The 25,553-nt window shown below is 51.1% G+C and carries 22 protein-coding genes and 1 tRNA gene; 9 read left to right on the top strand and 14 right to left on the bottom strand.

The annotated features are described in order from the left end of the window. Positions 1–56: 56 nt before the first annotated feature. The 3 genes from M0220_RS16700 to M0220_RS16710 form a co-directional block, all read right to left on the bottom strand. Positions 57–638: a DUF6436 domain-containing protein gene (locus M0220_RS16700; RefSeq protein WP_030073063.1), complete on the bottom strand. Its 582-nt coding sequence runs from the start codon at positions 636–638 to the stop codon at positions 57–59. A gap of 232 nt (positions 639–870) precedes the next feature. After that, positions 871–3,273: a DUF2309 domain-containing protein gene (locus M0220_RS16705; protein ID WP_264018270.1), complete on the bottom strand. Its 2,403-nt coding sequence runs from the start codon at positions 3,271–3,273 to the stop codon at positions 871–873. Further along, positions 3,270–4,865 carry an NADH-quinone oxidoreductase subunit L gene (locus M0220_RS16710; RefSeq protein WP_051690169.1) on the bottom strand — a complete coding sequence of 532 codons (1,596 nt, stop codon included), beginning with the start codon at positions 4,863–4,865 and terminating at the stop codon, positions 3,270–3,272. Before M0220_RS16710 ends, M0220_RS16705 begins: the two co-directional genes overlap by 4 nt. A 129-nt stretch (positions 4,866–4,994) precedes the next feature. Here M0220_RS16710 and M0220_RS16715 point away from each other — a divergent pair, with 129 nt between their 5' ends. After that, positions 4,995–5,882, top strand: coding sequence for a LysR family transcriptional regulator (locus M0220_RS16715; RefSeq protein WP_030073069.1), 888 nt, complete (start codon positions 4,995–4,997; stop codon positions 5,880–5,882). Positions 5,883–6,445: 563 nt separating this feature from the next. On the opposite strand, the gene M0220_RS16720 is transcribed toward M0220_RS16715, so the two are convergent. The 3 genes from M0220_RS16720 to M0220_RS16730 form a co-directional block, all read right to left on the bottom strand. After that, a complete protein-coding gene (locus M0220_RS16720) occupies positions 6,446–6,676 on the bottom strand; it encodes an N-6 DNA methylase (RefSeq protein WP_264018271.1) in 231 nt (76 codons plus the stop codon). 247 nt (positions 6,677–6,923) lie between these two features. Further along, positions 6,924–7,014, bottom strand: a tRNA-Ser gene (locus M0220_RS16725). A 58-nt stretch (positions 7,015–7,072) separates the two neighbouring features. Continuing rightward, on the bottom strand, positions 7,073–8,779 hold the full coding sequence (locus M0220_RS16730) for a potassium/proton antiporter (protein WP_030073072.1): 1,707 nt from the start codon (positions 8,777–8,779) through the stop codon (positions 7,073–7,075). A 147-nt stretch (positions 8,780–8,926) separates the two neighbouring features. On the opposite strand from M0220_RS16730, the gene M0220_RS16735 reads away from it, so the two are divergent. Then, positions 8,927–10,132, top strand: coding sequence for an ABC transporter substrate-binding protein (locus M0220_RS16735; RefSeq protein ID WP_264018272.1), 1,206 nt, complete (start codon positions 8,927–8,929; stop codon positions 10,130–10,132). Between the two features lie 23 nt (positions 10,133–10,155). Beyond that, complete coding sequence (locus M0220_RS16740) at positions 10,156–11,541, top strand: 3'-5' exonuclease family protein (protein WP_264018273.1); 1,386 nt, start codon at positions 10,156–10,158, stop codon at positions 11,539–11,541. 15 nt (positions 11,542–11,556) lie between these two features. Here the strand turns inward: M0220_RS16740 and M0220_RS16745 are convergent, their stop codons facing one another. From M0220_RS16745 to M0220_RS16755, 3 genes are all read right to left on the bottom strand, one after another. Beyond that, positions 11,557–12,363 carry an alpha/beta fold hydrolase gene (locus M0220_RS16745; RefSeq protein WP_030073078.1) on the bottom strand — a complete coding sequence of 269 codons (807 nt, stop codon included), beginning with the start codon at positions 12,361–12,363 and terminating at the stop codon, positions 11,557–11,559. Between the two features lie 55 nt (positions 12,364–12,418). Further along, positions 12,419–13,087: a 7-cyano-7-deazaguanine/7-aminomethyl-7-deazaguanine transporter gene (locus M0220_RS16750; protein ID WP_030073079.1), complete on the bottom strand. Its 669-nt coding sequence runs from the start codon at positions 13,085–13,087 to the stop codon at positions 12,419–12,421. Positions 13,088–13,246: 159 nt separating this feature from the next. Further along, positions 13,247–15,175 carry a propionyl-CoA synthetase gene (locus M0220_RS16755; protein ID WP_264018274.1) on the bottom strand — a complete coding sequence of 643 codons (1,929 nt, stop codon included), beginning with the start codon at positions 15,173–15,175 and terminating at the stop codon, positions 13,247–13,249. A gap of 288 nt (positions 15,176–15,463) precedes the next feature. On the opposite strand from M0220_RS16755, the gene M0220_RS16760 reads away from it, so the two are divergent. Then, complete coding sequence (locus tag M0220_RS16760) at positions 15,464–15,784, top strand: ArsR/SmtB family transcription factor (RefSeq protein ID WP_030073084.1); 321 nt, start codon at positions 15,464–15,466, stop codon at positions 15,782–15,784. Between the two features lie 44 nt (positions 15,785–15,828). Here the strand turns inward: M0220_RS16760 and sohB are convergent, their stop codons facing one another. Further along, complete coding sequence (gene sohB / locus M0220_RS16765) at positions 15,829–16,875, bottom strand: protease SohB (RefSeq protein WP_264018275.1); 1,047 nt, start codon at positions 16,873–16,875, stop codon at positions 15,829–15,831. A gap of 197 nt (positions 16,876–17,072) precedes the next feature. Here sohB and M0220_RS16770 point away from each other — a divergent pair, with 197 nt between their 5' ends. Further along, on the top strand, positions 17,073–17,384 hold the full coding sequence (locus tag M0220_RS16770) for an SCP2 sterol-binding domain-containing protein (protein ID WP_030073088.1): 312 nt from the start codon (positions 17,073–17,075) through the stop codon (positions 17,382–17,384). A 23-nt stretch (positions 17,385–17,407) separates the two neighbouring features. On the opposite strand, the gene nudC is transcribed toward M0220_RS16770, so the two are convergent. Genes nudC through M0220_RS16790 form a run of 4 tightly spaced genes read right to left on the bottom strand, consistent with a single transcriptional unit; the run spans position 17,408 to position 20,189 of the window. Next, positions 17,408–18,187, bottom strand: coding sequence for an NAD(+) diphosphatase (gene nudC, locus M0220_RS16775; RefSeq protein WP_264018276.1), 780 nt, complete (start codon positions 18,185–18,187; stop codon positions 17,408–17,410). Then, positions 18,180–18,932 carry a DNA polymerase III subunit epsilon gene (gene dnaQ, locus M0220_RS16780; protein ID WP_264018277.1) on the bottom strand — a complete coding sequence of 251 codons (753 nt, stop codon included), beginning with the start codon at positions 18,930–18,932 and terminating at the stop codon, positions 18,180–18,182. The genes nudC and dnaQ overlap by 8 nt, the downstream gene beginning before the upstream one ends. After that, entirely contained in the window at positions 18,920–19,399 is a 480-nt protein-coding gene (gene rnhA / locus M0220_RS16785) for a ribonuclease HI (protein ID WP_030073094.1), read from the bottom strand. Before rnhA ends, dnaQ begins: the two co-directional genes overlap by 13 nt. Beyond that, complete coding sequence (locus M0220_RS16790; RefSeq protein ID WP_264018278.1) at positions 19,392–20,189, bottom strand: class I SAM-dependent methyltransferase; 798 nt, start codon at positions 20,187–20,189, stop codon at positions 19,392–19,394. The genes rnhA and M0220_RS16790 overlap by 8 nt, the downstream gene beginning before the upstream one ends. Positions 20,190–20,300: 111 nt before the next feature. Between M0220_RS16790 and gloB the strand changes: the two genes are divergently transcribed. From gloB to M0220_RS16810, 4 genes are all read left to right on the top strand, one after another. Continuing rightward, the gene (gloB, locus tag M0220_RS16795) at positions 20,301–21,068 is read left to right on the top strand and encodes a hydroxyacylglutathione hydrolase (RefSeq protein ID WP_264018279.1); all 768 of its coding nucleotides are present in this window, start codon (positions 20,301–20,303) and stop codon (positions 21,066–21,068) included. Positions 21,069–21,096: 28 nt separating this feature from the next. Further along, positions 21,097–22,302: a transglycosylase SLT domain-containing protein gene (locus M0220_RS16800; protein ID WP_264018280.1), complete on the top strand. Its 1,206-nt coding sequence runs from the start codon at positions 21,097–21,099 to the stop codon at positions 22,300–22,302. A 206-nt stretch (positions 22,303–22,508) separates the two neighbouring features. After that, positions 22,509–24,386 carry an extracellular solute-binding protein gene (locus M0220_RS16805; protein WP_030073100.1) on the top strand — a complete coding sequence of 626 codons (1,878 nt, stop codon included), beginning with the start codon at positions 22,509–22,511 and terminating at the stop codon, positions 24,384–24,386. A gap of 91 nt (positions 24,387–24,477) precedes the next feature. Next, a complete protein-coding gene (locus tag M0220_RS16810) occupies positions 24,478–25,551 on the top strand; it encodes a microcin C ABC transporter permease YejB (RefSeq protein ID WP_030073102.1) in 1,074 nt (357 codons plus the stop codon). Positions 25,552–25,553: the final 2 nt, after the last annotated feature.

A 25,553-nucleotide genomic window follows, 5' to 3' on the forward strand; every position in this document is an offset into this window, starting at 1 on the left:
AAGTGTCCCTGTCGTTAGGTAGATATGGGGGTTAATGATTAGCTTATTAATGATTTTTAATTAGGCCAATCGCAATAACAGCCAAAAGTGGACAAATTAAGCCACGGTGTCACGCTTTGCTGGGTAATGGCGCCATCTAGCACCTGCTCAACGGGAGTGCTTCCATCACTTGAACAGAAGGCACCATCGCTATAAGGACCGAAATAGACCAACGTATTTTGTGAATCAAAGATAACCGCCGAGGGACTGCTAAGCCCCTCTAGATTATTAATAACAATTACATCAGATACCCTTGGGAACGTAGTTAACGCTCTATCAACTAAGCTCTGGTTTGGCACTGCCACGACAAAATCAATGCCCTGTTTTTCGTAGCTCGTTATGATTTCTTCAACATGGCTTTGGCTAAAGCGACTGCAACGACAGGCGGGATTCCAAAAATGAATAAGACGCCCGATAGATTGAGTTGGCAAAGGACCAATGCTCGTCATGGATTGAGCAACATCCGCCGGAAATTGAGCTAATACGTCTTGTTCGTCAGCAAACAGGCGAAGATTTTTGTAAGTAAATAGCCAAAAAGCAATCACAATAAACGTACCCCAGCCTAGCACTAGGCTGAATCCAACCAACTTCCGGGGCATAAAACGATCCTGCTGACAGTCAATAACGTGACGATGCCGCAAAATACTATGAAAAACTGTTTAGCTACTACAAAAATTCTTCTATTTACCAAAGAATATCGACATTTCTTGATCTATTGACGTATTAACTCTGGTTAAATATTAGCATGCTCACTAAAAGACTAATGTCGCGTTGCCACTATTCACCTCGTAAGCTACTTGAAAATTACTTCATTTAATAAGTGACGGGGTTTCAATCGGCAAGCACAGGCTGCCAGCCCTGCGGCGTATAGCACTCTACGCCCTCATCACCTATCCGTGTTAGCCACAACCAACGGTGGTTTATCAAATCAGCCACCACGGGCTGGCGCTTCAAAATTGCTTCAATACGCTCTTTAGGCGCATCGATCACCACGGTTAAGCGCAACGGCTCATGATGCAATTTTTCACCATCGCGAAGCGACTGCTCGGGCAACCCAATCCGCAACTGTGGCGAGTTACCTTCAATGACACCAACATGCCCTCCCACGACTGAATGCAGCAGCTTGTTGCCTGCGCCATACAGCTCTGGCACCACAGTGGATGCGTAGTACTGCAGATTGATCCAGCTAGCCACTAGCATGGGCGCCATCATCAGCCGTTCTAATACCTTGCCATCGGGGTCTTCGGAAGGGTGGTAGTCATGCAAAAATGCACGCCCTTCGAGCATTTTTCCTTGGGTAAGAGACCGCGGAGCTAAAATCAAGGCAGCATTATTCACCAGCCCCCACTCTGGCCGAGGCTGCGACCAATCGGCACCGCGCATTGCCAGGGTTTTCAGGCGCGCAACGTGAGTAGTTTCATCCACGCCCAATGCCGAAGCACGCTCAAGCCGAGTGGCTTCGCCAGCACGTTGCACACCGCTTTCAAACGTAGTGAGTGCAGCCTCTAGCCCCACAGGCATTTGCTTATCCCGATAAATATGTACCCTATCCGTTAGGGTGCAGTGGGTCGCCGCCAGTACATAAAACGCACTAGGTAATGAAATGCCCATTTGTTGAACAGATTGCTGCACGTCCGGATCATTCAGTAGCGCAGCGGCTACCCGAGCATTCATTCCGCCGCCCTGCCCGCCACACGCACCGCAAGTTAGCCCGGCGTGGTGTGGGTTATTTTCACTTTGAGAGTCATGACCCACTAGCACCAGCAGCGGTGCAGTGAGGTTGCCAAGCAGGGTGAGTAGGTTTTTGGCTAGCGCTATTTTTTCGTGACGCGCGATTGGCTCCCCATCGTAAGTATGGAACAACCCAGCAGGCGCATCGCACTGTGCCACCGGTGCTTGCTTGCGCAGGCTATCCTTAATCAGCTTCCAGCCCCAGGCAATGCCAGTAGTCTCGACCAGAGTAAAGGTTGAAAGCGGCGCGTACTTCGCATGCCGTACGCTTTGGCGCTGGCTCTCTTTCTGATAGCGCTTGACACCCTGCTGCTGAGGCTGTGTAGCCCCTACCCGATAGGTGGGCTTTAACAAACCAGGCACACGGGGAAGAGCGCGCTCAGGTCCGATCGCGGCATCGGTTACCGGCATAGCAAAAAAACCCGCCACCCCAAGCGTTGCCACAGTGGGGGCAGCTTGTTCTAAATGGCGACGAAACCGCTCAGAACGCACATCAATGCAAAACGCTGCCTGCACCTGCGCAGCCGGAGGTGACGACGTACTAGGCGCAGTCAATGTAGCGGCTAACATCCGCTGATAACCCACTTCGTAGGCGTGTTGCCAACACCATAGCGCTTCATGATCATAATGAGTGGTCAAAGCAGCATCCGCTGCTTGCCACTGGGCAAACCATTCACTTTTCTGTTGTTGATTAAGCTGGCGAACCCCTAGCCACTCCCAAGCCAACACCATTGCCACCAGCTGGCTAATGCCAGCCTCCTTCTGCTGTTCAGGCGTGTGCCAGCTAATTCCTTGACACCATGAGGCCCAGCCATTCACCCGTAACAGTAGCGTATGAGCTAACACTTCAAATGCATCGGGAGTTAATTCCCAATCCGCTGCTACCTGCTCACTAGCTGCAGCGGCGTTATCTGGCAGCGACTGCAACGAGCATCGCTGCTCTGTTGACCAGCGCAAATCGTGTTGTACCGTTTTTTTCCAAGCATAATAAAGTGAAGGCACAGAACAGCTTGCCCAGCGCTGCTGATGTTGATCGAAGTAGCTAGCGCAGCTCTCCGCAATAGGGTCAAATCCCGTCTGCGCTTCTAGAATGTCCCAAGCGCTACATAGCGACGTAATAGGTTTAGCGGGCAATGCCAAGTAATCCACTAAGCGCTGCTCACTAAAGGCGTAACTACCCTGGCGCAGGGCCTGGCGCAAGTCATGCGGTGTAATCCGACCGGTTTCCCAAGCATGACGATAAAACTGAGCAGGCATGGTCATCGGCTGCCCAGCCCGACGATTCAGATCATGGCTGACCTGTTCGATGGGCTGATGTTTCAAGCCCCACCAAGGATTCACCGCAATCCACTGATCAAGCGGCCAAACGGGTGCAATAGCATCGGTCGCCCGCTTTAGTGCGTCACGATACTGAAAAGACTGTTGGCTTGTAGAGGTAGTCGCATCCATTGCAGCGGGCTCTCCCATAAATTGCTTCATGGACTCTCTCATAGTCGCTCTCATGACCACTCTCCTTTTAAATCTGGCGCAGGCGATGAGGCACGCCGCCAAGCACGAATGGGGGCAACTGCGTCCACCACGCGCTGAAACGGCAGCGCAAGATACAACCCTTGACTAAAGTGGACGCGCCAACGGGCAACCCACGCCGCTTGAGGAAAGAGCGTGACCAATCCAGCGACTAGCACCATGCTTACCAGCACCATGCCACCAAGCAGGCCTGCCGAGAAAGTTAAAGGGGTGTAAGCGCTTGGCAGCGCAGGCGCTAGTAAGCTATGTAGCAAGGCATACAAGGGCACCAAGGCCAGCGCCATGACAAACATTCCCAAGCGATTAAGTTTGGCGGTACCTAGCGGCATGCCCAGCAGCGTACTGCCTACTGCTAAGCTCAGTAGCGCACCTAACAGCGGGTTGTGGCTGACGAGCGCAGGCCAAACGACCAAAACCCCCGCCGCTAGTGCTGCAGCGGGTAGCGCCAGAGAGAGCCGCTGACGCAGCGACGCAAGCGGCAAACGTACACAGCGCGATGCTCTAACAGTACGCCCAGAGGCCAGGAAGGAGTGCGCTTTGTAGAGCGAGTGCGCCAGCAAATGGGCCAGCGCCAAGGTATACGCTCCAACGCCAATCTCGAACAGCATAAAGCCCATCTGCGCACAGGTTGACCATGCAAGGGCATGCTTTACAGAGGCTTGGGTCAACATCGTCATGACGGCTACCAACGCAGTGAAGCCACCGATGACAATCAGCAGATAGTGCCCAAGCGTCAGACCATCGAAGACCGGAAACAGCCGCAGCCACACAAAGCCTCCCAGGTTAATCACCCCCGCATGAAGCAGTGCGGAGACCGGCGTAGGCGCTTCCATTACTTTGATTAACCAGCCATGCATCGGCACCTGAGCACATTTGCACAGCGCAGCAATAGCTAATGCCACCGAGGCTGCTTCGACTTGCCAGCCGCCAGGAGTTAAGGCCGCCGCGGCAAACAGCTCAGGTAATTGAAAAGTACCGAAACGAGCGTATAGCAGCGCCACCGCGACGATCAGCGCGGCATCCCCCAAGCGGCTTACTATGAATTTTTGCCATGCCGCCCGCTGCGCTTCCACCCGCTCTGGGTAAAGGGTGAGTAGATGATGCAGCGCCACGCTAATGCCTACCCAGGCAATCAACATAACGACCAAATGGTGGGTAAAGACCAGCAACATAACGCTCGCTAACACCACCAAACACCAGGGCAAGAAACGACGTTCGCCGCGGTCGCCCTTTAAGTAGTTCTCTGCAAAACGCAACAACACCGTCCCTAACAAGCTAATCAACAGCGCCATCCACACCGCCAAGCCATCAGGATATAGCCCCAGTGGCTGGGCCGCTTCAGGCAGGCCTGTGGGCACACCCTGTGCATCGAGCAACAGCAGCACACCCACCGCTAGGCTGGCAGCCAAAGCACTTGCCGTTAACCAGCGGCTGATTTTCCAAGCGCGCTGCAGCGATTCTGACGTGCTGGCGCGTGCGCTAATCCCCGCCATCAGCAGTAGCGATATCGGGACCAGCAACCATAGCAACAGCAATGAAAACACCGTTATATCGACGACATTTGGCATAGCCTTTCCCCCCTAATCGTTTGCCAACGACTATGCCCCTCTCGTCATCATATAAAAAATAGTTTATTTCTGATAAAACGTTCTTTAAAAAAGAACGAAAGGCTAAACCGCTGCTGAAGGCACACCTCCATGAAGCTCAATTACCACCATCTTTACTATTTCTGGCAAGTTGCTAAATCAGGCCACCTGACCCGTACTGCCAATGCGCTACATGTGTCTCAGTCATCGCTCTCACAACAAATTCGCCAGCTGGAAGAGCGTCTAGGACAACCTCTTTTTTTACGCGAGGGTCGGCAGCTACATCTTTCAGAAGCGGGCAGACTAGCGTTTGATTATGCCGACACTATCTTCACCCAAGGCGAAGAGCTAAGCGCGCTGTTTGCTGAAGGTGGTCACGCCCACCGAGAGGTAGTGCGAGTGGGAGCAGTAGCGACGCTGTCACGTAATTTTCAAGAGGGTTTTGTACGGCCGCTATTGGGCCGAGACGACTTGGACTTAATACTGCAAAGCGGTGGGCTAGATGATCTACTGCGGAGGCTTTCCGCCCATAAGCTAGACGTAGTGCTCTCGAACCAGCCTGTACGTGGCGATAGCGAGCACCCTTGGCGCTCGCAGCGCTTGGCGCGCCAGCCAGTGAGTTTAATTGCATCGCCCCACCTCTCGCCGCCACCGGTATTTCCTAGCGGTCTAAAGGAACATGCTTTTATTCTGCCAGGCGTTGAAAATGCCACCCGCCACGCCTTTGACCAGCTCTGTAGCCATTACCGGGTTTCACCTAAGATTGCTGCCGAGGTAGACGACATGGCCATGATGCGACTATTGGCCAGAGACACCCAGCACATTGCCATCATGCCGCCGGTTGTTGTACGCGATGAACTGCATAACGGCACGCTAACCGATTACGGCGCACTACCCGGCGTTTGGGAGGAGTTTTACGCGATTACTATTCAACGGCGATTTGAATCACCGAGCCTAAAAGCACTGCTGACACGTTCGGGCGAATCGCTACTGGATTAGCGCCATTCACTTCAGCTAGAGCTTTTCAAAGGCTATCTAATATTCAGCACTAGATGCAGGAAAGGCACATGAATATAGCGACCCGCTTAACCCTGCCCGCTGGCGTCGCCATCTCGACAAATTGCTCGCTAAGCTGTCAAGGATCCAAAAGGTGAACCACCACCCTGCTATGCCTTATGACCAGGTAGCGACATTTATAGGTTCTGTTCAGCTTTACAACAGTATGTCATTAAAAATACTTCAGTTTTTGATACTGACGGCCACACGTACCTCAGAGGTGCTCAACGCTGAGCGGCATAAGAACGACATTGGAAAAGCTACGTGGCAAATACCAGCACTTGTCACATTTAGGCGCTGTTTAAGGCAGCGCCTAAAAGCATTCAGAACTCGTCGGTGACTTGCTTCTGTACCTTCTTCCACTCCACACCAGACGGCGGATTGGAAAGCATGTAGTCAAAGCGCCCGCCAGCTGGTCGTCGGAAAGCGTATTGCTTTAACCAGCATATCGCCCTTGCAGATGGCGTAGGTCTCGGGGTTCAGCTCTTGCCCATGCAGCGAGACCGTCACACCCACGCTGACCTACTGAACGTACTCGTCGCTTTAAGAGACCCGCCAGTGCCCGCCGTTGGGTCATACACGGTAACAATGCTATTGGGCTTGAGCTTTTCTTCCTGGCCTGTCAGCACTAGTGAGGTCGTCAGGTGGACGATATCGCGAGGCGTGAAGTACTCCCCGGCGGTTTCGTTGGAGCTTTCGGCGAACTTGCGAATCAGTTCTTCAAAGATGCCGCCCATGCTGTGGTTGCTAACTTGCGCGGGGCTTAGGTCAATCGCCGCGTAATAGGGCAGCGACCGACTAGATCAAAGTAGCAAGCTGAGAGTGACTTTCCGTGTTCACGGAGGCTTCCCCAAATTTAGTGAAAATTAATGGGTACTATCATACACATCTGTGCCGCCAACCGAGCACCTTCGATGTTTCACAGCAATGGCTAAATTACAGACACAAAAAAGCCGCTGAAATCAGCGGCTTATTCGTAATACTTGGCGGAGGGACAGGGATTCGAACCCTGGATAGGCTATTAACCTATGCCGGTTTTCAAGACCGGTGCATTCAACCGCTCTGCCATCCCTCCGGCTTATGGGTGCGTATAATAACAGCTTTCCCTTGGAAGTCAACGCCTTTACGGTTAATTAGTAGAGCCTTAAGCCGACACGGGTAATGTTCCCGCCTTCCATTTCACTTACCACCCAGTGAATGCCATGCCAGTCGACATCGTCACCAACCACAGGGTGACCGCCGACACGTAGCGAGATAAATTCTGCAAGCGTCATGTCTTGCTCGCCTGGGCTTAAGGTTAAACCATAGGCTTGGGCAATATCTTGCATTTGCGCCTCGCCATCTAAAGTGAAGGTGCCGAAGAAGGCTCGCTCTTGTTTGAGCTTTGCATCTCCATTAAATAAGCGATTAAGCGCGACGAGATCTTCAGTACGGCCAATAACGCAAATGACGTCATTTAACTTCAGTCGCGTGCTTCCTTTCGGGTGGAGCATAACGTGGTTGCGAAATAGTGCCGAAATCAACGCGCCTGAGGGGAAACGCAGTAGCCGAATGGGAACGTCTTCTAAGTCTTCATTTTCGACCACATAGACAAACATCTCAAAATCGTTATCTGGCAGTATGCCAAGAGGACCTCGGCGATTTGGCGTCGTGCCTATAGGCACTTCTACTTTTAACCACCGCGCCATAAAGGTTAGCGAGCCGCCCTGGATAAGCAGCGACATAAGTACCACCGCGAACGCCACGTTAAAGTACAACGACGCATTCTCTACCCCGCCGATTAAAGGGAAGATAGCCAGCACGATAGGCACCGCACCGCGCAAACCAACCCAGGCAATAAAGAAAGTCTCTCGCCAGCGGAATTTGAAAAACGGCTTAATGGTGATCAATACCGCCAGCGGCCGTGCAACAAAAATCAGAGCTAGCGCGACTAGCCCTGCTGGCAAGGCCACTTCCCAGAGCTGGCTTGGCGTAACGAGTAAGCCCAACACCAGGAATAAACCAATCTGGCTCAACCAGGCCAATCCATCGTGTACCGGAAGAATAAAGTTAAGGTGCCGCCCAGGCTGATTACCAATCATCAACCCTGCTAAATAAATTGCTAGGAAGCCGCTGCCACCAAGCACACTGGTTAATCCAAATACACTAAACCCAAGCGCCAGCGCTAGCATGGCATAAAGACCGGGGGCTAGATCTAACCAACGCAGCAGCTTAGCGCTTAGCCAGCCACCGCCAATACCAACCACTAAACCAATACCAAACTGGGAAATGAAGAACAGCAGTGTTTCAGCAATGCCGCCAATATCACCAACCAACAGTTCGACCAACATCAGCGTAAGGAAAATAGCCATCGGGTCGTTGGTACCCGATTCAATTTCGAGCGTGGCCCCTACCCGCTCGTTAAGGTTGACCCCACGGCCACTCAACATTGAGAACACGGCTGCAGCATCGGTAGAACCGACAATCGCACCAACAAGTAACCCTTGCGCTAAAGAGAGATCAAACACCCACATAGCAATAACACCAACAATAGCGCTGGTGATAAAGACGCCAAAGGTGGCTAATGAGAGTGCTGGCCTAAAGCCGACGCGAAAGGTTTTTAATCGGGTACGAAGGCCGCCATCTAGCAAAATCATGGCAAGCGCCAGATGACCAATCGTGAACGCCATGGAGTAATCGTCAAACTCGACTCCTAGCAGGCCCTCTTCCCCCGCTAGCATGCCAAGCCCTAGGAAAATCAGTAGTAGCGGAACACCCATCATGGAGGAAAGGCGACTCGCAAGAATACTGAGCGCCATCAAGGAACCGCCTACTAAGAAGAACGTGTAAATTGCGTCCATGTCTCTCCATCTCACCATCAATGCCGTTCTATTATTGCATGCCACCGTAAAATTTACTGAGCTTGTTAGGCTTGTCGCTTACGGGGGCTAGCCAGATCCTTCACCTCAACGCTAAACTCCGCCGTCATACCATGGGGAGTTAAGGTTATGTTGAACGCTTTTTGGCGTGTCCGTTCACTAGTATTTATTACATTGAGCTTCTTTTTATTATTTTCAATTTCAGCCACTTACGCAAACACAGAAAACGAGTCGGTTAATAACAGTGAACCATTAACGCTTGATGGCGAAATATCTCTGCCCCCTGAGCTGTGGACACACTCTGACAATGAAACAGCAGCGGAAATAGGCGAACAAGGAGAACAAGGAGAACAAGGAGAACAAGGAGAACAACAGGAAGAGGCGCCCAGTATGGCTCTTGCACCACCTCCGCCATTGGACCCACCGCCCTTAAAGCAGCTCCTTTTAATGCTAGATTGGTATGTTAGCCCGCAACACGCTGCCTTAATTGTGGCAAAGCAGCGCGGTTTGTTTGCTGCCCAAGGTCTCGAGCTTGAATTATTAACGCCTGCAGACCCCTCCATTGCGATCAAGCTATTGACTGCGGGAGAGGTCGATCTGGCGTTAACGCGCCAGCCGTTGTTGCATTTACACGCTCACGATGGCGCTGCTATTACCCGCATAGGAACGCTGATTGAGACACCGCTAAATGCTGTCATCGTGGCGGGAGATGTCCCAACAAATGAAACTACCGACCAACTTGCAGGCTTGCACTATGGCTTTTCTACCCGCGAAGGGCGTGATGTGCTAGTGGATCAACTGGTGCCTACCTCACTTCGCCAAATCGACGATTTTAACCCGCCTGAAAGTGTCCATTTCGATGCTGCCAGTGCCCTACGCGAAGGGCGCGTTAATGCCATTGCCGATGGCTTTTATCTCACGCTGCCACAACAACTGGCGTCAGAGGGCATTGTCACCCACACCGTGCGTTATCACGATATTGATGTGCCACGTCATGACGGCTTGATACTGCTGGCAAATAGCGACACAGTCACAAGACGAGCAGCCACTTGGTCAAGGGTACTTATTGCCCTGGAAGAAGCCAGCAATTGGATTATTGAAAACCCAGAAGCCGCGTGGTCACTGCTAATTAGCAGCCACCCTGTACTGGATAATGCAATTAACGAAGCCGCCTGGGACGATCTAATGCGACGTATAGCCATTAGTCCGGCAGCACTTGATGCCCGGCGTTATGCAGCTTTCGAGCGCTATCTTCAACAGTCAGGTATTACCGAAACGGCACTGCCGATATCACGACTGGCCGTTAACCCCCATGCGTTGATCGATATACGCTGACGAAAGCACAATGCATATGCACAATGAGAAATATGCCGCTGATTTTTATTGATATCGAGACAACAGGCACTCGTGCGACGAGGGATCGAATAACCGAAATTGCGGCCTTCAAGGTAGTGGACGGTCACATAACGGATCGCTGGGTCAGCCTGATTAATCCTGGCACTAGCGTGCCCTCTCACATCTGCCAACTCACCGGCATTTATGATGACATGCTAATTGATGCACCCTCGTTTTATACCATTGCTCCCAGCTTGCGCGAATGGCTTGGTGAAGATTGCTTGGTAGCCCACAATGCGCGATTTGACGCCAGCTTTTTGCGCAACGAATTCAAACGTGTCGGTATCAACTACCAGCCGCAGCTGCGCTGCACACTGCGCATTTCCCGCCGTTTAATGCCTGAACTGCCTAAGCACAATCTCCGAAGCTTATTGGCTCACTTCAATATTCATCAAGCCCGCCAGCACCGAGCAGAGGATGATGCCACTGCCCTTTGGCAGCTGTGGAAAGTCTGGCAGCAGCAATTTGACGCTGCCAGTTGGCAAGCCGCCCTTGCTGATGAACAACGCCACCGCAGCCTACCCGCCCACTTAGCCAGCGAACAGCTAACTGGGCTGCCTGCCTCGCCTGGGGTTTATTTGTTTTATGGCCACAACCGCCTTCCGCTGTACGTTGGCAAAAGCATTAATTTACGCAGCCGAGTTCTTGGCCATTTCCAACGCGACCACCAAGACGACAAAGAAATGCGCCTTGTCCAGCAAATACAGCATATTGAATGGGAGGAAACCGCTGGCGACTTAAGCGCCCAGCTAAGAGAAGCTGAACTGGTTAAAGAGCTGATGCCGATTATGAATCGCCAACTGCGCCGTCAGGGGCATTTAAAAACATGGTACTGGCCAACTGACCAACCTTGCCCAACGCTGGTCAGCGGCAAGGCGATCAGCCAGCCTCAGTCGGGAAAGCTGTTTGGGCTGTTTCGCAGCGCCAAAGAAGCTAAAGCTGCGCTACGCAGTATTGCCGAAACACATCAGCTTTGCCCGCAAGTGCTAAGAATAGATAAAGGAACAGGACGGTGTTTTGCTAACCAGTTAGGCAAATGTAGAGGCGCCTGCTGTGGACAGGAGCCCCTTGAAAGCCACTCACAGCGCGCCCAAGAAGCACTAGCATCTTTTCAAGTCAACACATGGCCTTGGCCAGGCCGCATTATTATTCGCGAGAAAAGCCGTAAAAACGGCCCAACCAGCCATCATGTAATCGACCACTGGTGCTATTTAGGCAGCGCCACAACCAAACAGCGTGCCCTTGGGCTAAAAGGCGTCGCTGCCAAATTTGATGTAGATACCTATCGCATTCTAAACCGCTTTTTACGTGAACCAGAGCGACACAACCTGACAATATCGCCGCTCTAACTTTGCCTGCCCCCGCTACGAGTGGGCAGCAATAAACGTATCAACGGCTTGCTGAAACGCCTCTGGCTGATCAGCGTGAAGCCAATGCCCAGCGTTTTTAAGTGCCACTACTCTTGCGCGGGGCAGTACTTCGCGCAGCGCTGGCAACATATCATCAGCCACGTAGTGCGAATCAGCGCCTTTAAGTACCAGTGTCGGCCCTTCAAAAGCGCGGTCACCATCAGGTTTGCCAATAATCGCTTCATAACCACGTTGAATTTCATCTAACCCAACCCGCACCTCCATCTCACCTTGCTCATTGCGCACTAAATTGGTGGCAAGAAACAGTCGAGTTGGACGGGAGTCGACATGCTCAGCCAACAAGGCGTCAGCTTCACGGCGATTAGTGGGCTTACCCGCTTTTACCCGTTCGAGTGCAGCAAATACATCGTCGTGGCCATGCTGATAAGCTACCGGGGCGATATCTGCCACCATCAGTGACGCACAGCGTTCAGGGTTCATACGCGCCAGCGTAATAGCCACCTTCCCGCCCATGGAGTGACCCAGTACATGCGCGCGTTCGATCCCAAGCTTATCGAGCGCCGCCAACACATCTTGGCTCATAGCGGTATAGCTCATACCTTCTGCATGAGGTGAACGGCCGTGGTTACGAAGATCCACAGCAATGACCCGCCTACTGCGCTGCCAAACCTTTAAATGCGAACGCCAGTTATCGGCACTACCCAATAAACCGTGGATCACCACAATAGGTAGTTGATCGTCGCTACCTGATTCGTCGGGCAAATCGATAATATAAAGATCAACACGGGCATCATCAGTCATGCAGGCTCCTCAGTCGTTACGCTTGATTTTTATGCTTGGTCGCTCAACCTAGCCATTATGCGGTCCGGGGCGATGCGTCAGTTTGCCCTGTCCACACCACTAGTCGACGCGTTAACCACGCGAGCAACAAGCCATATAATGGCAGGAAGAACAAGAGACTAATGCCGAGCTTAATGGCGTAGTCAACCACTGCTATTTCTACCCAATGTTCCGCCATAAAAGGGTCTGGACTGTTGTAAAACGCGGTAGAAAAGAAAGCAAACGTATCCGCTAGGTTGCCTAGCACGGTAGAACACACGGGAGCTACCCACCACGCCCACTGACGCAGCCGATCAAACACTTGAACATCGAGTAACTGGCCTAGCACGTAAGCAAGGAAGCTAGCTAACGCAATACGGGCAACAAATAAGTTCCACTCACCTAAGGCTTCGATACCGGCAAAACTTCCCCGCGGAAAAATTACCGAAACAACGTAGGAAATCACCAGCGCTGGAAACATAACGCGCAATATAATGGAGCGAGCAGGCCCTTTACCGAACAAACGAACCGTTAAGTCAGTTGCCAGGAAAATAAAGGGGAAACTGAACGCGCCCCAAGTGGTATGAAAACCAAACAAGGTAAATGGCAACTGAACCAGATAATTACTGGCGGCAATTATACCAATATGAAATGCAACCATTACCAGGAGGCAACGGCGGTGCTGGGTGTCGGTTAATGCAAACATGCAGGTTGGCCTTTTTTTGCAAGTCCGAGGGGTTAGGGAACCCTCATTTAAGCGCGGTTAACGCCACTGGGGCGCGCATTATACGCCTTCCGTTGGGTAATTAAAGTCGCCCACCTGCCTGGGCGACTCCATTCATCACGCTATTAGCTATGTTTTAACCTAAGCGTCTAGCGACTTAGCTTGATCCGCTGCCCCGACAGAGCGATCACGCATCGCGGCATGCACATCTTCTAAGCTGGTCGGATCATCAATGGTTGAAGGAATACCGAACGATTTACCGTCAGCAATATTACGCAGCAACTTACGCAATATTTTACCAGAACGGGTTTTAGGCAATCGATTGACGACCAACACCTGCTTAAAGCAAGCAATTGGCCCAATGTGTTCTCGCACGCGGCTGATAAGCTCTTCTTCCAGCATCGCTTCATCGCCATCGAAACCATCTTTGGTAATCACCAGCCCAATAGGCAGTTGACCTTTTAGCTCATCATGAATACCAATCACAGCACACTCAGCCACTGCAGGGTGCGCACCGACGATCTCTTCCATTTCGCCGGTAGAAAGACGATGCCCAGCAACGTTGATCACGTCATCGGTTCTACCCATGATGAACAAATACCCCTCTTCATCAAAGTAGCCACCATCGCCAGTGAGATAATAACCTGGATAGGCAGCCATATAGGCACTATGAAAACGCTGAGGATCACGCCAAATACCAGTGAGACAGCCAGGTGGAAGTGGTTGTTTTATAACCACACTGCCCTGATGCATTGACGCTGTTTCTTCACCATCACGATCCAAAATTTGTACATTAAAGCCAGGTACTGGAAAAGTAGCCGAGCCCGCTTTAGTAGGCGCAGATTCAATACCAGGCAAGTTTGCCGCAATCGGCCAGCCCGTTTCTGTTTGCCACCAATGATCAATCACCGGCACATCTAACAAATCATCAAGCCAATGAAAGGTTGGAGGATCTAAACGCTCGCCTGCTACATATAAGTGCTCAAGGCTGCTGATGTCATAATTAGCCAAGAGCTTCGCATCAGGATCCTCTTTTTTGATCGCCCGGAAGGCCGTAGGGGCAGTGAAAAAGCTTTTTACTTTGTACTCGTCAATTAACCGCCAAAAACCACCAGCATCCGGTGTTCTAACAGGTTTTCCCTCGTACACTACAGTAGTACACCCTCTTAATAGCGGCGCATACACAATATAAGAGTGCCCTACCACCCAACCTACATCTGACGCTGTGAACATCACATCGCCAGGATTTAAGGCATAAATTGCTTCCATTGAGTAGGCTAACGCCACGGCATAGCCACCGGTATCGCGCATTACCCCCTTAGGTTTGCCGGTCGTCCCAGAGGTATATAGAACATAAAGTGGGTCGGTCGCTTTTACGGGCACACAATCAGCAAAAGGAGCATCCGCTACCAACGCCTGCCAATCATGATCGCCTTCGTGAAGTTCCGCGCGATGAGCATCACGCTGAAAAACAACACAGGCATCCGGCTTAAAACTACTAAGCGCAATAGCCTGGTCAACAATAGGCTTATAGGGAAGGACTTTATCTACTTCAATGCCACAAGAAGCAGCGATCACTACTTTTGGCTCAGCATCCTCAATACGCACAGCTAGCTCGTGGGGTGCGAATCCACCAAAAACCACCGAATGTACTGCCCCCAAGCGAGCACAGGCATACATGGCAATGAGCGCCTCTGGCACCATCGGCATATAAATGACGACTCGGTCGCCTTTCGTCACACCCAGACGAGAAAGCCCACCAGCAAAATGCGCAACGCGATCACGCAGCGCCTGATAAGTAATGGTTTGTTTCGATTGAGTAACGGGAGAGTCCCAGAAAATGGCTGGCTGCTCGCCCCTGCCTTGTTCTACGTGATAATCAATCGCCGCATAACAAATATTTAACTCGCCATCTCCAAACCAACGCGCATGCTGCTGATCGTCGTAGCTAAGGATGGTGGAGGGGAATTTGTACCAAGGTAGACGCTGGGCCTGCTCAGCCCAGAACATTTCGGGATGCTCAATCGATTGCTGATAGGTCTCTTGATAGCTCTTTTGTTGGAGGCTCATGGTCGACATGCCTTTTATTGTGTCAGTGAAAGTAGCCAATTGTTGACACTTTATAAAGTAAATGGCCTTCATACCCTCATACTATGGGATAAATCGCGACTAAAGCGCTATATGCCCAGCAACATTGTCGACAAAAAAGAGCTTCACTACCATTGATAGATCGTTAAAGCAGCGTTTGGACAAACTCCGCTAAATTACTGATCATTCAACAACTGATCCTCGCGACGCGACGATGCCTAAATAAACCTATAACAACGCTGTCATAACAGCGTGGGCAAGGAGATTCTCATGTCTGCTTCTACTAGCGCCGCTGCTCGTTTGCTAGAACATGATTGTCACGCCATTGAGGCGGGTACCAATCTGTTGAAAGCCTTAGCAAATGAAAAACGCCTTCAAATACTCTGCCTTCTGGCTGAAAAAGAACTCTCAGTTACTCAAATTAACCAGGAACTTGCGCTTAGCCAGTCAGCATTAAGCCAACACTTAGCTATTTTGCGCCGCGATCAGTTGGTCGATACCCGCCGTGAATCGCAAACTATTTACTACTCGTTAAGCAGCGAAAGCGCCAAGGCAATTATTGACACCCTGGCGCATCACTACGCTGCTTAACCGTTATGCATTTATCAACATAAGTTGCTAATGTTGGCTAACCACTATCGACGCTGCCAACCCGCCGCTTCGATTAAACCAAGTCCTTTCACAATGGCTTGCTCAATACCTGCTGATACAGCCAACCCGACCTTGCGGCTGAAAGTTTTTGGTGGCTCAAGCCTCACGCTATACACGTGGGCTTGTGCCATGCGCTCCACCAAATATGCTTCGCTGGTGCCTACGCTATCTGTTAACTTTTGTTCTAATGCTTCACTGCCATACCAGATTTCGCCTGTTGCTAACGCATCAATATCCATTTCCGGCCGATGTTGAGAAACGTACTGTTTAAACAACCGGTGGGTATTTTCTAAGTCGTCTATGAATTTTTCGCGGCCCTCTTCGGTGTTTTTCCCCAACACTGTCAGGGTCCGCTTGTACTTACCAGCTGTCAGTAGCTCAACATCAATATCATTGCGTTTCAGTAGTCGATGAATGTTAGGCACCTGCGCCACCACGCCAATAGAACCAATCACAGCAAAAGGTGCAGCTTTGATATGGTTAGCTGTACACGCCATCATATAACCACCGCTAGCAGCAACTTTGTCGATGCACACGGTGGTAGTTAAGCCTGCAGTTTGAAGCCGATCAAGCTGTGCTGCCGCTAACCCATAGGCATGAACAAGCCCGCCCGCTGACTCTAATCGCACAACAACTTCATCTTCCGCAGCGGCAACATCAATAATGGCAGACACTTCCTGAGCAAATTTCTCAGTTTGTGATGCTTTAAGATCACCGTGAAAATCCAATACCCATACCTTCTGGACAGCCTGAGCTTTTCCTTTACCTTGCTTAGCAGCTTTGTGTTTTGCCTTCTCTTCCTGGCGAAACGCTTTTACCAATTTTTTGCGCGCGCCATGTTCGGTGGTGGTAACACGCAGTTTGCGGTCACGTGAGCGTCGCTGGTCGTTGAGAGACTCTACGGTCAGTTTAAGGCTATGTTCTTCACTCTCTTTATTGCGTAACACTATTGCCAGCACCATGCCAACAATCGCCATTAGCAAGACGGTTTGAATCAAAAATGTGCCCATCTCTATCAACCACTCACTCATACGTTCTCTCCTGTCACTGTTTTTAAACGTTTATACCGATTAACGTTTTGCCAAATGACGGTTTAAGTCATTAAGATTGACAAACTCGCTTGATTAAAACACTTGTTTAAAATAACCTCGTTTGTCGCATTGTGAGAACCTCACCTAACGCCTTGCCTACGCTGGGCTAACGACCAAATAATTTTTGAGAATTTATTATGTCATCGAATACGTTAGATAAGCTGCAATCCCGCTTCAGCCCAGAAGCCGCCAAGGGCATGAATGAGGTGTTTCAATTCCATTTTTCTGATGCAGGCAGCCATTACCTGAATATTCAAGATGGAACACTAGGTGTACACGAAGGAGAACATGATGACCCATCAGTCAGCCTAAGCATGACCACAGATACGCTAAAAGGCATTATGAGTGGCGATATCAATGGTATGACAGCCTTCATGACAGGTAAGCTAAAAGCGACTGGCAATGTCATGCTGGCCACTAAACTGACCAGCCTGTTTCCCAGCAAATAACGCCCATCCTCGCCCGCGTGCTGTTACCGCCAGCGGGCGAGATGTGTTTCGATAAGTTCACGTGAAATAGAGTACGGTGGCGGCAGCGAAGGCAATTGCCTTGGCGAAAACCAAGCGGCATCGCTAATTTCCACACCATCAATATGAATGCGCCGCGTCGTCGCTTCGGCAAAAAAACCAAACATTAGCGAATGCGGAAATGGCCACGCTTGGCTTTGATGATAACGAAGCTTTTCCACATGCACGCCTACCTCTTCGTATATCTCACGATGCACCGCTTCTTCAGCAGACTCTCCAGGCTCAATAAAGCCCGCAAGCGTCGAGTAACGTCCGGGTGGAAATCTTGGGCTTCGTGCTAACAACATCGCCTCTCCACTGGTGACTAGCGTAATAATGCAGGGAGAAATACGCGGATAGTTGCGATGCCCGCAAGCATGGCAGTGCATAGCAAACTCAGCTTCCAACTTGGTGGCCTTCTCGCCGCAACGCCCACAAAAACGATGGTTCTCTAACCAAGCACCGACTTGAAGTGCCGTCGATAGCAGGCTAAACCAGGAAGCAGGCAACTCCCCTAGCCACTGTCGTCCATCTATCCAGTCCTCACCCGGCTTACTTTCCACAAAGAGCGCCACCGGCTCATCGTGCCAATAGCACAGCGGCTGCATCCGTTCATCCCATGGTTGAGTCGGTTGTAACGGCGTCAACTCGCCGCTTTCAGCCATCGGTGCTGGCGCTAGATGACTTCGGGACACACGAATAACACGACCTTCTCGCGCATAATGAGGAATTTCACGTCTAAGCATCGCCACGATTACCTTCAGTCAAACCACCCTCGAACCAATGTAACTGATGTGCTTGGCACTTAGCTTGGTGGGCTGCGCGCTCTTCTTCACTAGGCCGGACGACCCTCAACTGCCCTGGCGTCAGCGCTAAACGCTGTACCGATAGCCCTTCATTGGCTTGATTACTTTGCTGCTCACCGGACGATGATTCTGAATCAAGCGTCAGCGCCGTTTGTCCGCCGGTCATCGCCAGATAGACGTCGGCTAAGATCTCAGCATCAAGCAATGCGCCGTGCAACACACGATGGCCATTATCAATATCGTAGCGCTTGCATAACGCATCGAGGCTATTACGCTGGCCGGGGTGCATCTGACGGGCCATCACCAGCGTATCAAGAATACGGCAATGCTCACTAACAGGGCCTAATGCGGGTGACCGTCGCCGCTGGTTTAACATGGTTAACTCATGATCAATAAACCCCACATCAAAGGGGGCGTTATGAATCACCAGCTCGGCCCCTGCTATAAATGCCCAGAAGTCATCCGCTATATCGGCAAACACCGGCTCATTAGCCACCTTGGCGTCATCAATACCGTGAACCGCCACGACTTCAGCATCAATATGCCGTTCAGGATTGATATATTGATGATAGGAGCGCCCTGTAAACCGCCGGTTGATCATTTCGACGGCGCCAATTTCCACTAATCGGTGGCCATCTTTTGGGTCAATACCAGTTGTTTCAGTATCCAAGATTACTTGGCGCATGCTGCTCTCCTGTTATGCTCATCAATAGCTTCGTTGGCCAACGCATCGGCGCGCTCATTGCCGGGGTGCCCGCTATGCCCCTTCACCCAATGCCACTCGACACGATGTCGCTGCGTTTCCTCGTGGAGAGTCTTCCAAAGCTCAGCGTTTTTAACCGGTTGTTTGGCCGCTGTCTTCCAGCCTCGCTTAATCCAATTATGAATCCATTGAGTAATTCCCTGGCGCACATACTGAGAATCAGTCCAGAGAGCTACTTCACAAGGCTTGTTCAAGGTACGCAATGCCATAATCGCCGCTATTAACTCCATGCGGTTATTGGTGGTATCTGCTTCAAAGCCTTTTAATGTCTTCTCGTGCTGCCCGCTTGACAGCACAACTCCCCAGCCGCCTGGGCCTGGATTTCCTCGGCAGGCCCCATCGGTATACACCGTAACGCGAGGCAACCCATCGGTTGCTTGCTTACTCACTTTCACTATCCTTTTCTAAACGACGTTGACCTGAGTGGTATCGCGCAGAAACACCGGTTCGTGTGGCTCCCAAAGAGGAGGATGTAACCGGTGCGCGCAACCCAAATTTAAGACGCTCTATCGGCGCATGACGCTGCCGCCGCTGCGCTTGAATCATATAACTTTCACCCAACGGTAAATTGTGCCTACGTCCCAATGCTTCCCAGCGCTCTCCACAGGTGGTGCTCATCGGCCCCCGAAAGCAGCAATAGTCTACGCGTTCCACGTCAAAATCGACAAATGCCAACCAGTCACGCAAACGACTAGCAGTACGCCACTGGCCGCTCCAGGGGTAGTTTGCCTGCTGCTTACGCCAACGCTGGGTTAACCCGTTCAATCCGATTGGGTTAAACCCAAAAAGCACTAACACACCATTGTCTGATGTTACCCGAGCGGCTTCTTGTAAGACATGATGGGCGTCTGACAGATGCTCTAGCCAGTGATGAATAACCACCACCTCCAAACTGCGATCTGGTAAGGCAAGGTGATCTGGTGGACAGACTAACGTAGACGAGGACTCTGCCGCTGCTCTCGTCGGCGACCAGCGAATGACATGCGGAATGGCCGACATCGTCATCAATGTGGGCCCCATGCTCATCTCTAAACTGTGGCCACCTTTGCGCCCTTCAACCAGCGGCCCCAAACACGCTCGCTGCGTTTCCCATAGCGAACGGCCTGCTTCTGTTTGCCAGTACGCTTGGCTTTCTGCCATCTGCTGGGCGAGCCGGGTTGCCATTGACGAAGTTGACATGAACAGCGCTTCCCTCCACAGTAACTGCTTTTTAACGTTTTGAGCGCCAGCATTGGCGCACAGAAAAGCGTTTCATTAAGCGTCTATTTTGAACTTCAAAGGATCTCGCCCATGATGAGCGTGACACCGATTCCCGCACTTAGCGATAACTACATTTGGCTATTAAGACAGGATACCAGTCAAAGCGTTTGCGTGGTGGATCCCGGTGAAGCAACGCCTGTGATTGAGCTTCTTGAGCGAGAATCCTTAACGCTTGATACGATTTTAATCACTCACCATCATCATGATCATACCGGTGGCCTTGCAGAGCTGATTAAACGCTTCTCGCCCCGGGTGATTGGCCCCTCCAACCCGACCATTGAAGGCATTGATGAACAGGTAGGACATGGCGATGAAGTACGTATCATGGGCCGTCTGTTTGAAGTTATAGCAACGCCAGGGCATACATTAGATCATGTGAGCTACTTCACCCCAGGCATTCCTGCGCTACTTTTCTGCGGCGACACCCTATTTTGTGGTGGATGTGGTCGGCTGTTTGAAGGGTCGCCAGAGCAAATGTTTGCATCTCTTCAAACATTAGCGGAACTCCCAGAGGATACGCTGGTCTTTGCAGCGCATGAATATACGCAAGCGAATCTAACCTTTGCTCGTGCTGCAGACCCTGATAACGAAGACGTTAAATATGCATTGCAGGAGTGTGAGAAGGCTCGGGCATTAGACCGACCTACCTTACCCAGCACGATAGGACGCGAGCTGAAGATCAACCCCTACTTGCGCGTGAGCACCAATAGTGTGCGTCAAGCAGTAGGTACCCAAGGGGCCAATGATGATGATCTCGCCACGTTCTCCACGTTACGTGAGTGGAAGAACCGTTTTTAAAAACGCTATCGAGTAAAACGAACCGACTATGACTTATCGAACGATTCGCCAGCGCTTATTACTAAGCGCTGGAAGCACTGTTATTGTGAGCCTATTTTTAGCCGCAGCGGCCAGCTCTCAAGCCTCTACTACCGAAGCATACCAATCTGAAAGCGCCCTTATGGACGCGCCTGCTTCACCCAACTTCCGCCCCACTGCCTTTCAGCATCACTTCTGGGAAGCACTAGAACTGCAACCCCAAGATGCGTGGAGCACACTACGTGACAGCTTCCAGTGGCAGGAAAAACAGTTACCTGCCGATGCGCAAGCACGTGTCGATAAATGGATAGAGCACTATCGTTCCAGCCCGCAAAATATTGCCGCTATCACTGAGCGCGCGACGCCCTGGCTTGCTTGGATAACCCAGCAAGTAACCGAACGCGGTCTTCCTGGTGAAATTGCACTGATTCCGTTTGTTGAGAGTTCTTTCGATCCAAGCGCCCGAAGCCATCGAGGAGCCGCTGGGCTTTGGCAGTTCATGCCAGGTACAGGAGATGCATTAGGCTTGGTTCGCAACGGCAATTACGATGGTCGTTTAGACGTAGTAACGTCTACTGCAGCAGCGCTTGATTACCTGGAAATGCAGGCTGATGAGTGGTACGAGGGCGACCTGATGCTCTCGCTGGCCGCTTACAACGCCGGTGCTGGCACCGTTAACCGTGCGCAACGCCAAGCTCAGGGCCAAGGCCTTGCAGGCGACTACTGGGAACTATCCCTACCCCACGAAACGATGCATTATGTTCCTAAACTTAAAGCAATTGCGACGATCATCAATGATCCAGAACAGTATGGCGTTGCACTGCCCGACATTCACCCTGATCCCGCTTTTGCCAAAGTTCAGCTGGAGCAACCAGTTAGCCTAGCGCAAGCCTCTCAGCTTCTTGATGTCAGCCAAACCGCGCTGGCCGAGCTAAACCCTGGCCTGCTAAATGGCAGCCTTGACCCACGCAGCGCGCAGACGTTACTTGTGCCTGAAGAAGTTGACACTCAGGTATTAGCTCAGCTTTCGCAATCAAGCAGCACCTCATTAGCATCGACCAACACGCCTGACGTTCACCGCGTTGAAAGTGGCGATAACCTTTCTGTGATTGCAGCCCGCTATAATGTCGCTCAGCAAGACTTAATCAGATGGAATGCTATCGAACGCCCAGAGGCTCTGAAGCCAGGCCAACTGCTGTCGCTTTCAGGACGGTAACATGGGGAAACCAACCAGGCTTTGTTAACTAGGTTTAAAAGTAGTCTTTATTAGTCTTTTGTGGCTATGTCTCAGTTATTATCATCGCCATAACATTGTCTTATCAGCTGCGCCTCAGTTTCTAAGGCCAGTTATTAAGACTAGGCTACTAAGACTCAACTACCAAGACTCAACTACTAAGCCTTTGTTGTTACAGGAAGTTACCAATGCTACGTAGTGTGTTGTTTACCAAAGCACTTTTGTTAACCAGCGGCTTGCTGCTAAGCCTGTCGCTGTTGGCTTCTGAAAACGTCGCCGACAACAACACTTCTACACCCGTTGAGACTGTGCACGGGCTATCTCTTTACAATAGCCCACAGCTTCCTCCCGACTTTGCCTACTTCCCCCACGTGAACCCTTCCGCCCCCAAGGGTGGAACAATTACACATACCGCTGTGGGCGGCAGCTTCGACTCTACCAACCCGTTTATTATTCGTGGCACGCCTGTTACCGGCATTTTTCAGATTTACGACTCGCTGATGGCGAGTAATCCTGGCGAGCCCTTCAGTTTGTACGGTCTGCTGGCTGAAGGCGTTCGCTTAGCCCCAGATCGCCAGTGGATAGAGTTTGATTTGCGTCCAGAGGCACGCTTTCAGGACGGTGAACCAGTAACTGCCTATGACGTAGTATTCTCTCTAAATTTGTTACGTGAAGAAGGTAACCCCTTCTACAGCAGCTACTATTCAGGTGTCGAGAGAGTTGTCGCCTTAAACGATCATTTGGTCCGTTTTGAATTTAACGACACAGAATCACGTGAGTTGCCACTGATTGTTGCACAACTCCCTATTTTACCTCGCCACTACTGGGAACCGCGCGATTTCACGTCTCCCACCTTAGAGGCTCACCCGGGGTCTGGGCCTTATCGCATTAGCGAAGTAGATCCTGGGCGGCGCATTGTCTATCAGCGAGATGACAACTATTGGGGTAAGCACTTACCCGTCAATGTTGGCCGTTACAATATTGACCGTGTTGTGTACGAGTATTACCGTGACCGGGATATTGCTTGGGAAGCCTTCAAAGCAGGACTTACCGACTATCGGACAGATGCACGCGCCGCCACTTGGGCGATTGGCTATAATTTCCCAGCTTATCGTGACGGTTTGATAAAGCGAATTACTGTACCCGATGTTAACCCATCCATGATGCAGGCGTTTGTCTTCAACTTACGTAAAGAAAAATTTCAAGACCCAAGGGTCCGAGAAGCACTGAGCCTTACGTTCGATTTTCCCTGGCTTAACACTAACATTTTCTATGATACCTATCGGCGCACGGAAAGTTTCTTTCAAAACTCTGAAATGGAAGCGATTGGAACACCGTCAGAGGAAGAGCTTGCGCTGCTCGAACCGTTCCGTGAAGCGTTGATTGACTCCCATCATTCAGAACGACTATTCACTGACCCGCTGCCCATCGAACACCCTACCGACCTACGTGAGCGTTTGCGGCTTGCGCTTGATCTGCTGCGTGATGCTGGCTATCGCATAGAAAATGGTGTGCTAGTGAACAGCGAGACAGGCCGACCTCTTACACTAGAAGTACTGCTATACGACTCAGGACTTGAGCGTGTTGTGCAACCCATGCTGCGCAATATGGCGCGTCTTGGGGTTCAAACGTCGCTACGCATTGTCGATATCAATCAGTATCTTAACCGGGTACGCAGCTACGATTACGATATGGTCATCAGCCACTTCCCGCAGTCTAACAACCCTGGTAATGAGCAGCGCGACTACTGGACCAGTGCTGCCGCAGAGGCGCCACAAAGTCGTAATCGCATGGCTCTTGCCCACCCTGCTGTTGATGCACTAGTGGAGCAGCTCATTCGTGCTAACGACCGCGAAACGCTGGACACCATTGCAAAAGCGCTTGATCGAGTACTGCGTTGGGGCTTTTATGTCATCCCTCATTATCATTCAGGCGAGACACGGATTGCCGTGTGGGATAAATTTGGCTATCCAGAGCCGTTTCCAGCTTATGCCATGGATCTAGACGCTTGGTGGGTAGATGCCGAACGTGAAGCAGCGTTGCAGCGTCGTAATCGTCGCCGTTGAAAACCTGAGACTGCTTATTAACTAATGGCTTATCTACACTAACGCTTGGCTAGCCGTTTTTCATGGCCTGCACTTACTCATGGAGCGCACTGTGGCACGCTACACCTTACGCCGACTGCTACTGATGATTCCGACTCTGTTCGGCATCATGCTGCTTAACTTCATGATCGTTCAAGCGGCCCCCGGAGGCCCCATTGATCAAATGCTAGCCCGCTTTGAAGGAGCGGATGCTATGGCAAGCACACGCCTGGATATGGGTGGTGCGGATGTGCAGGTTAGCGATGATTCTCGAGGTGCACGAGGGATTGATCCGCGCTTTATTGAGCAGTTAGAGCAGCAGTTTGGCTTTGACAAACCCGCTCACGAACGATTTATCGGCATGATGGTGGACTATCTCACCTTCGATTTCGGCACCAGTTTTTTTCGCGACCGTCCGGTCATTGAACTAATGATCGAACGCCTGCCCGTGTCTATTTCACTAGGCTTATGGACAACGCTGTTGGTCTATCTCATTTCTATCCCGTTAGGCATCAGCAAAGCACTACGACATGGATCTCGCTTTGATGTCTGGACCTCAGGTCTAGTAATCGTGGGCTACGCCATCCCAGGTTTTTTATTCGCCATCCTCCTTATTGTTGTATTTGCTGGGGGTACTTACCTAGATTGGTTTCCTCTTCGCGGCCTAACATCACCCGATTTCTCCGAGCTATCTGCATGGGGCAAAATTAAAGATTACTTCTGGCATATCACCCTGCCAGTACTGGCTGCTGCGATTGGCAGTTTTGCCACCCTCACCATGCTGACGAAAAACAGTTTTTTAGATGAAATTCATAAGCAGTACGTACTGACAGCCCGAGCCAAAGGCGCTGACGAGCAGCGTATTCTGTATGGCCATGTTTTCCGCAACGCTATGCTAATTATCATTGCTGGCTTGCCCTCTGCAATGATTGGCATTTTCTTTACTGGCGCACTGCTCATCGAAGTAATTTTTTCCTTGGATGGCCTCGGCTTGCTAGGTTTTGAGGCGGTAATGCAGCGTGATTACCCCGTCATTTTCGGAACACTATTTCTATATACAGTGATCGGTCTGCTGCTCAAGCTAGTATCCGACTTGACCTATGTGTGGGTTGACCCACGCATTGATTTTGCGTCGAGGGAGTCATAAAT

Origin of the sequence: Halomonas qinghailakensis (genome assembly GCF_025820815.1) — a bacterium.
In the GTDB taxonomy this organism is placed as follows: Bacteria; Pseudomonadota; Gammaproteobacteria; order Pseudomonadales; family Halomonadaceae; genus Vreelandella; species Vreelandella qaidamensis.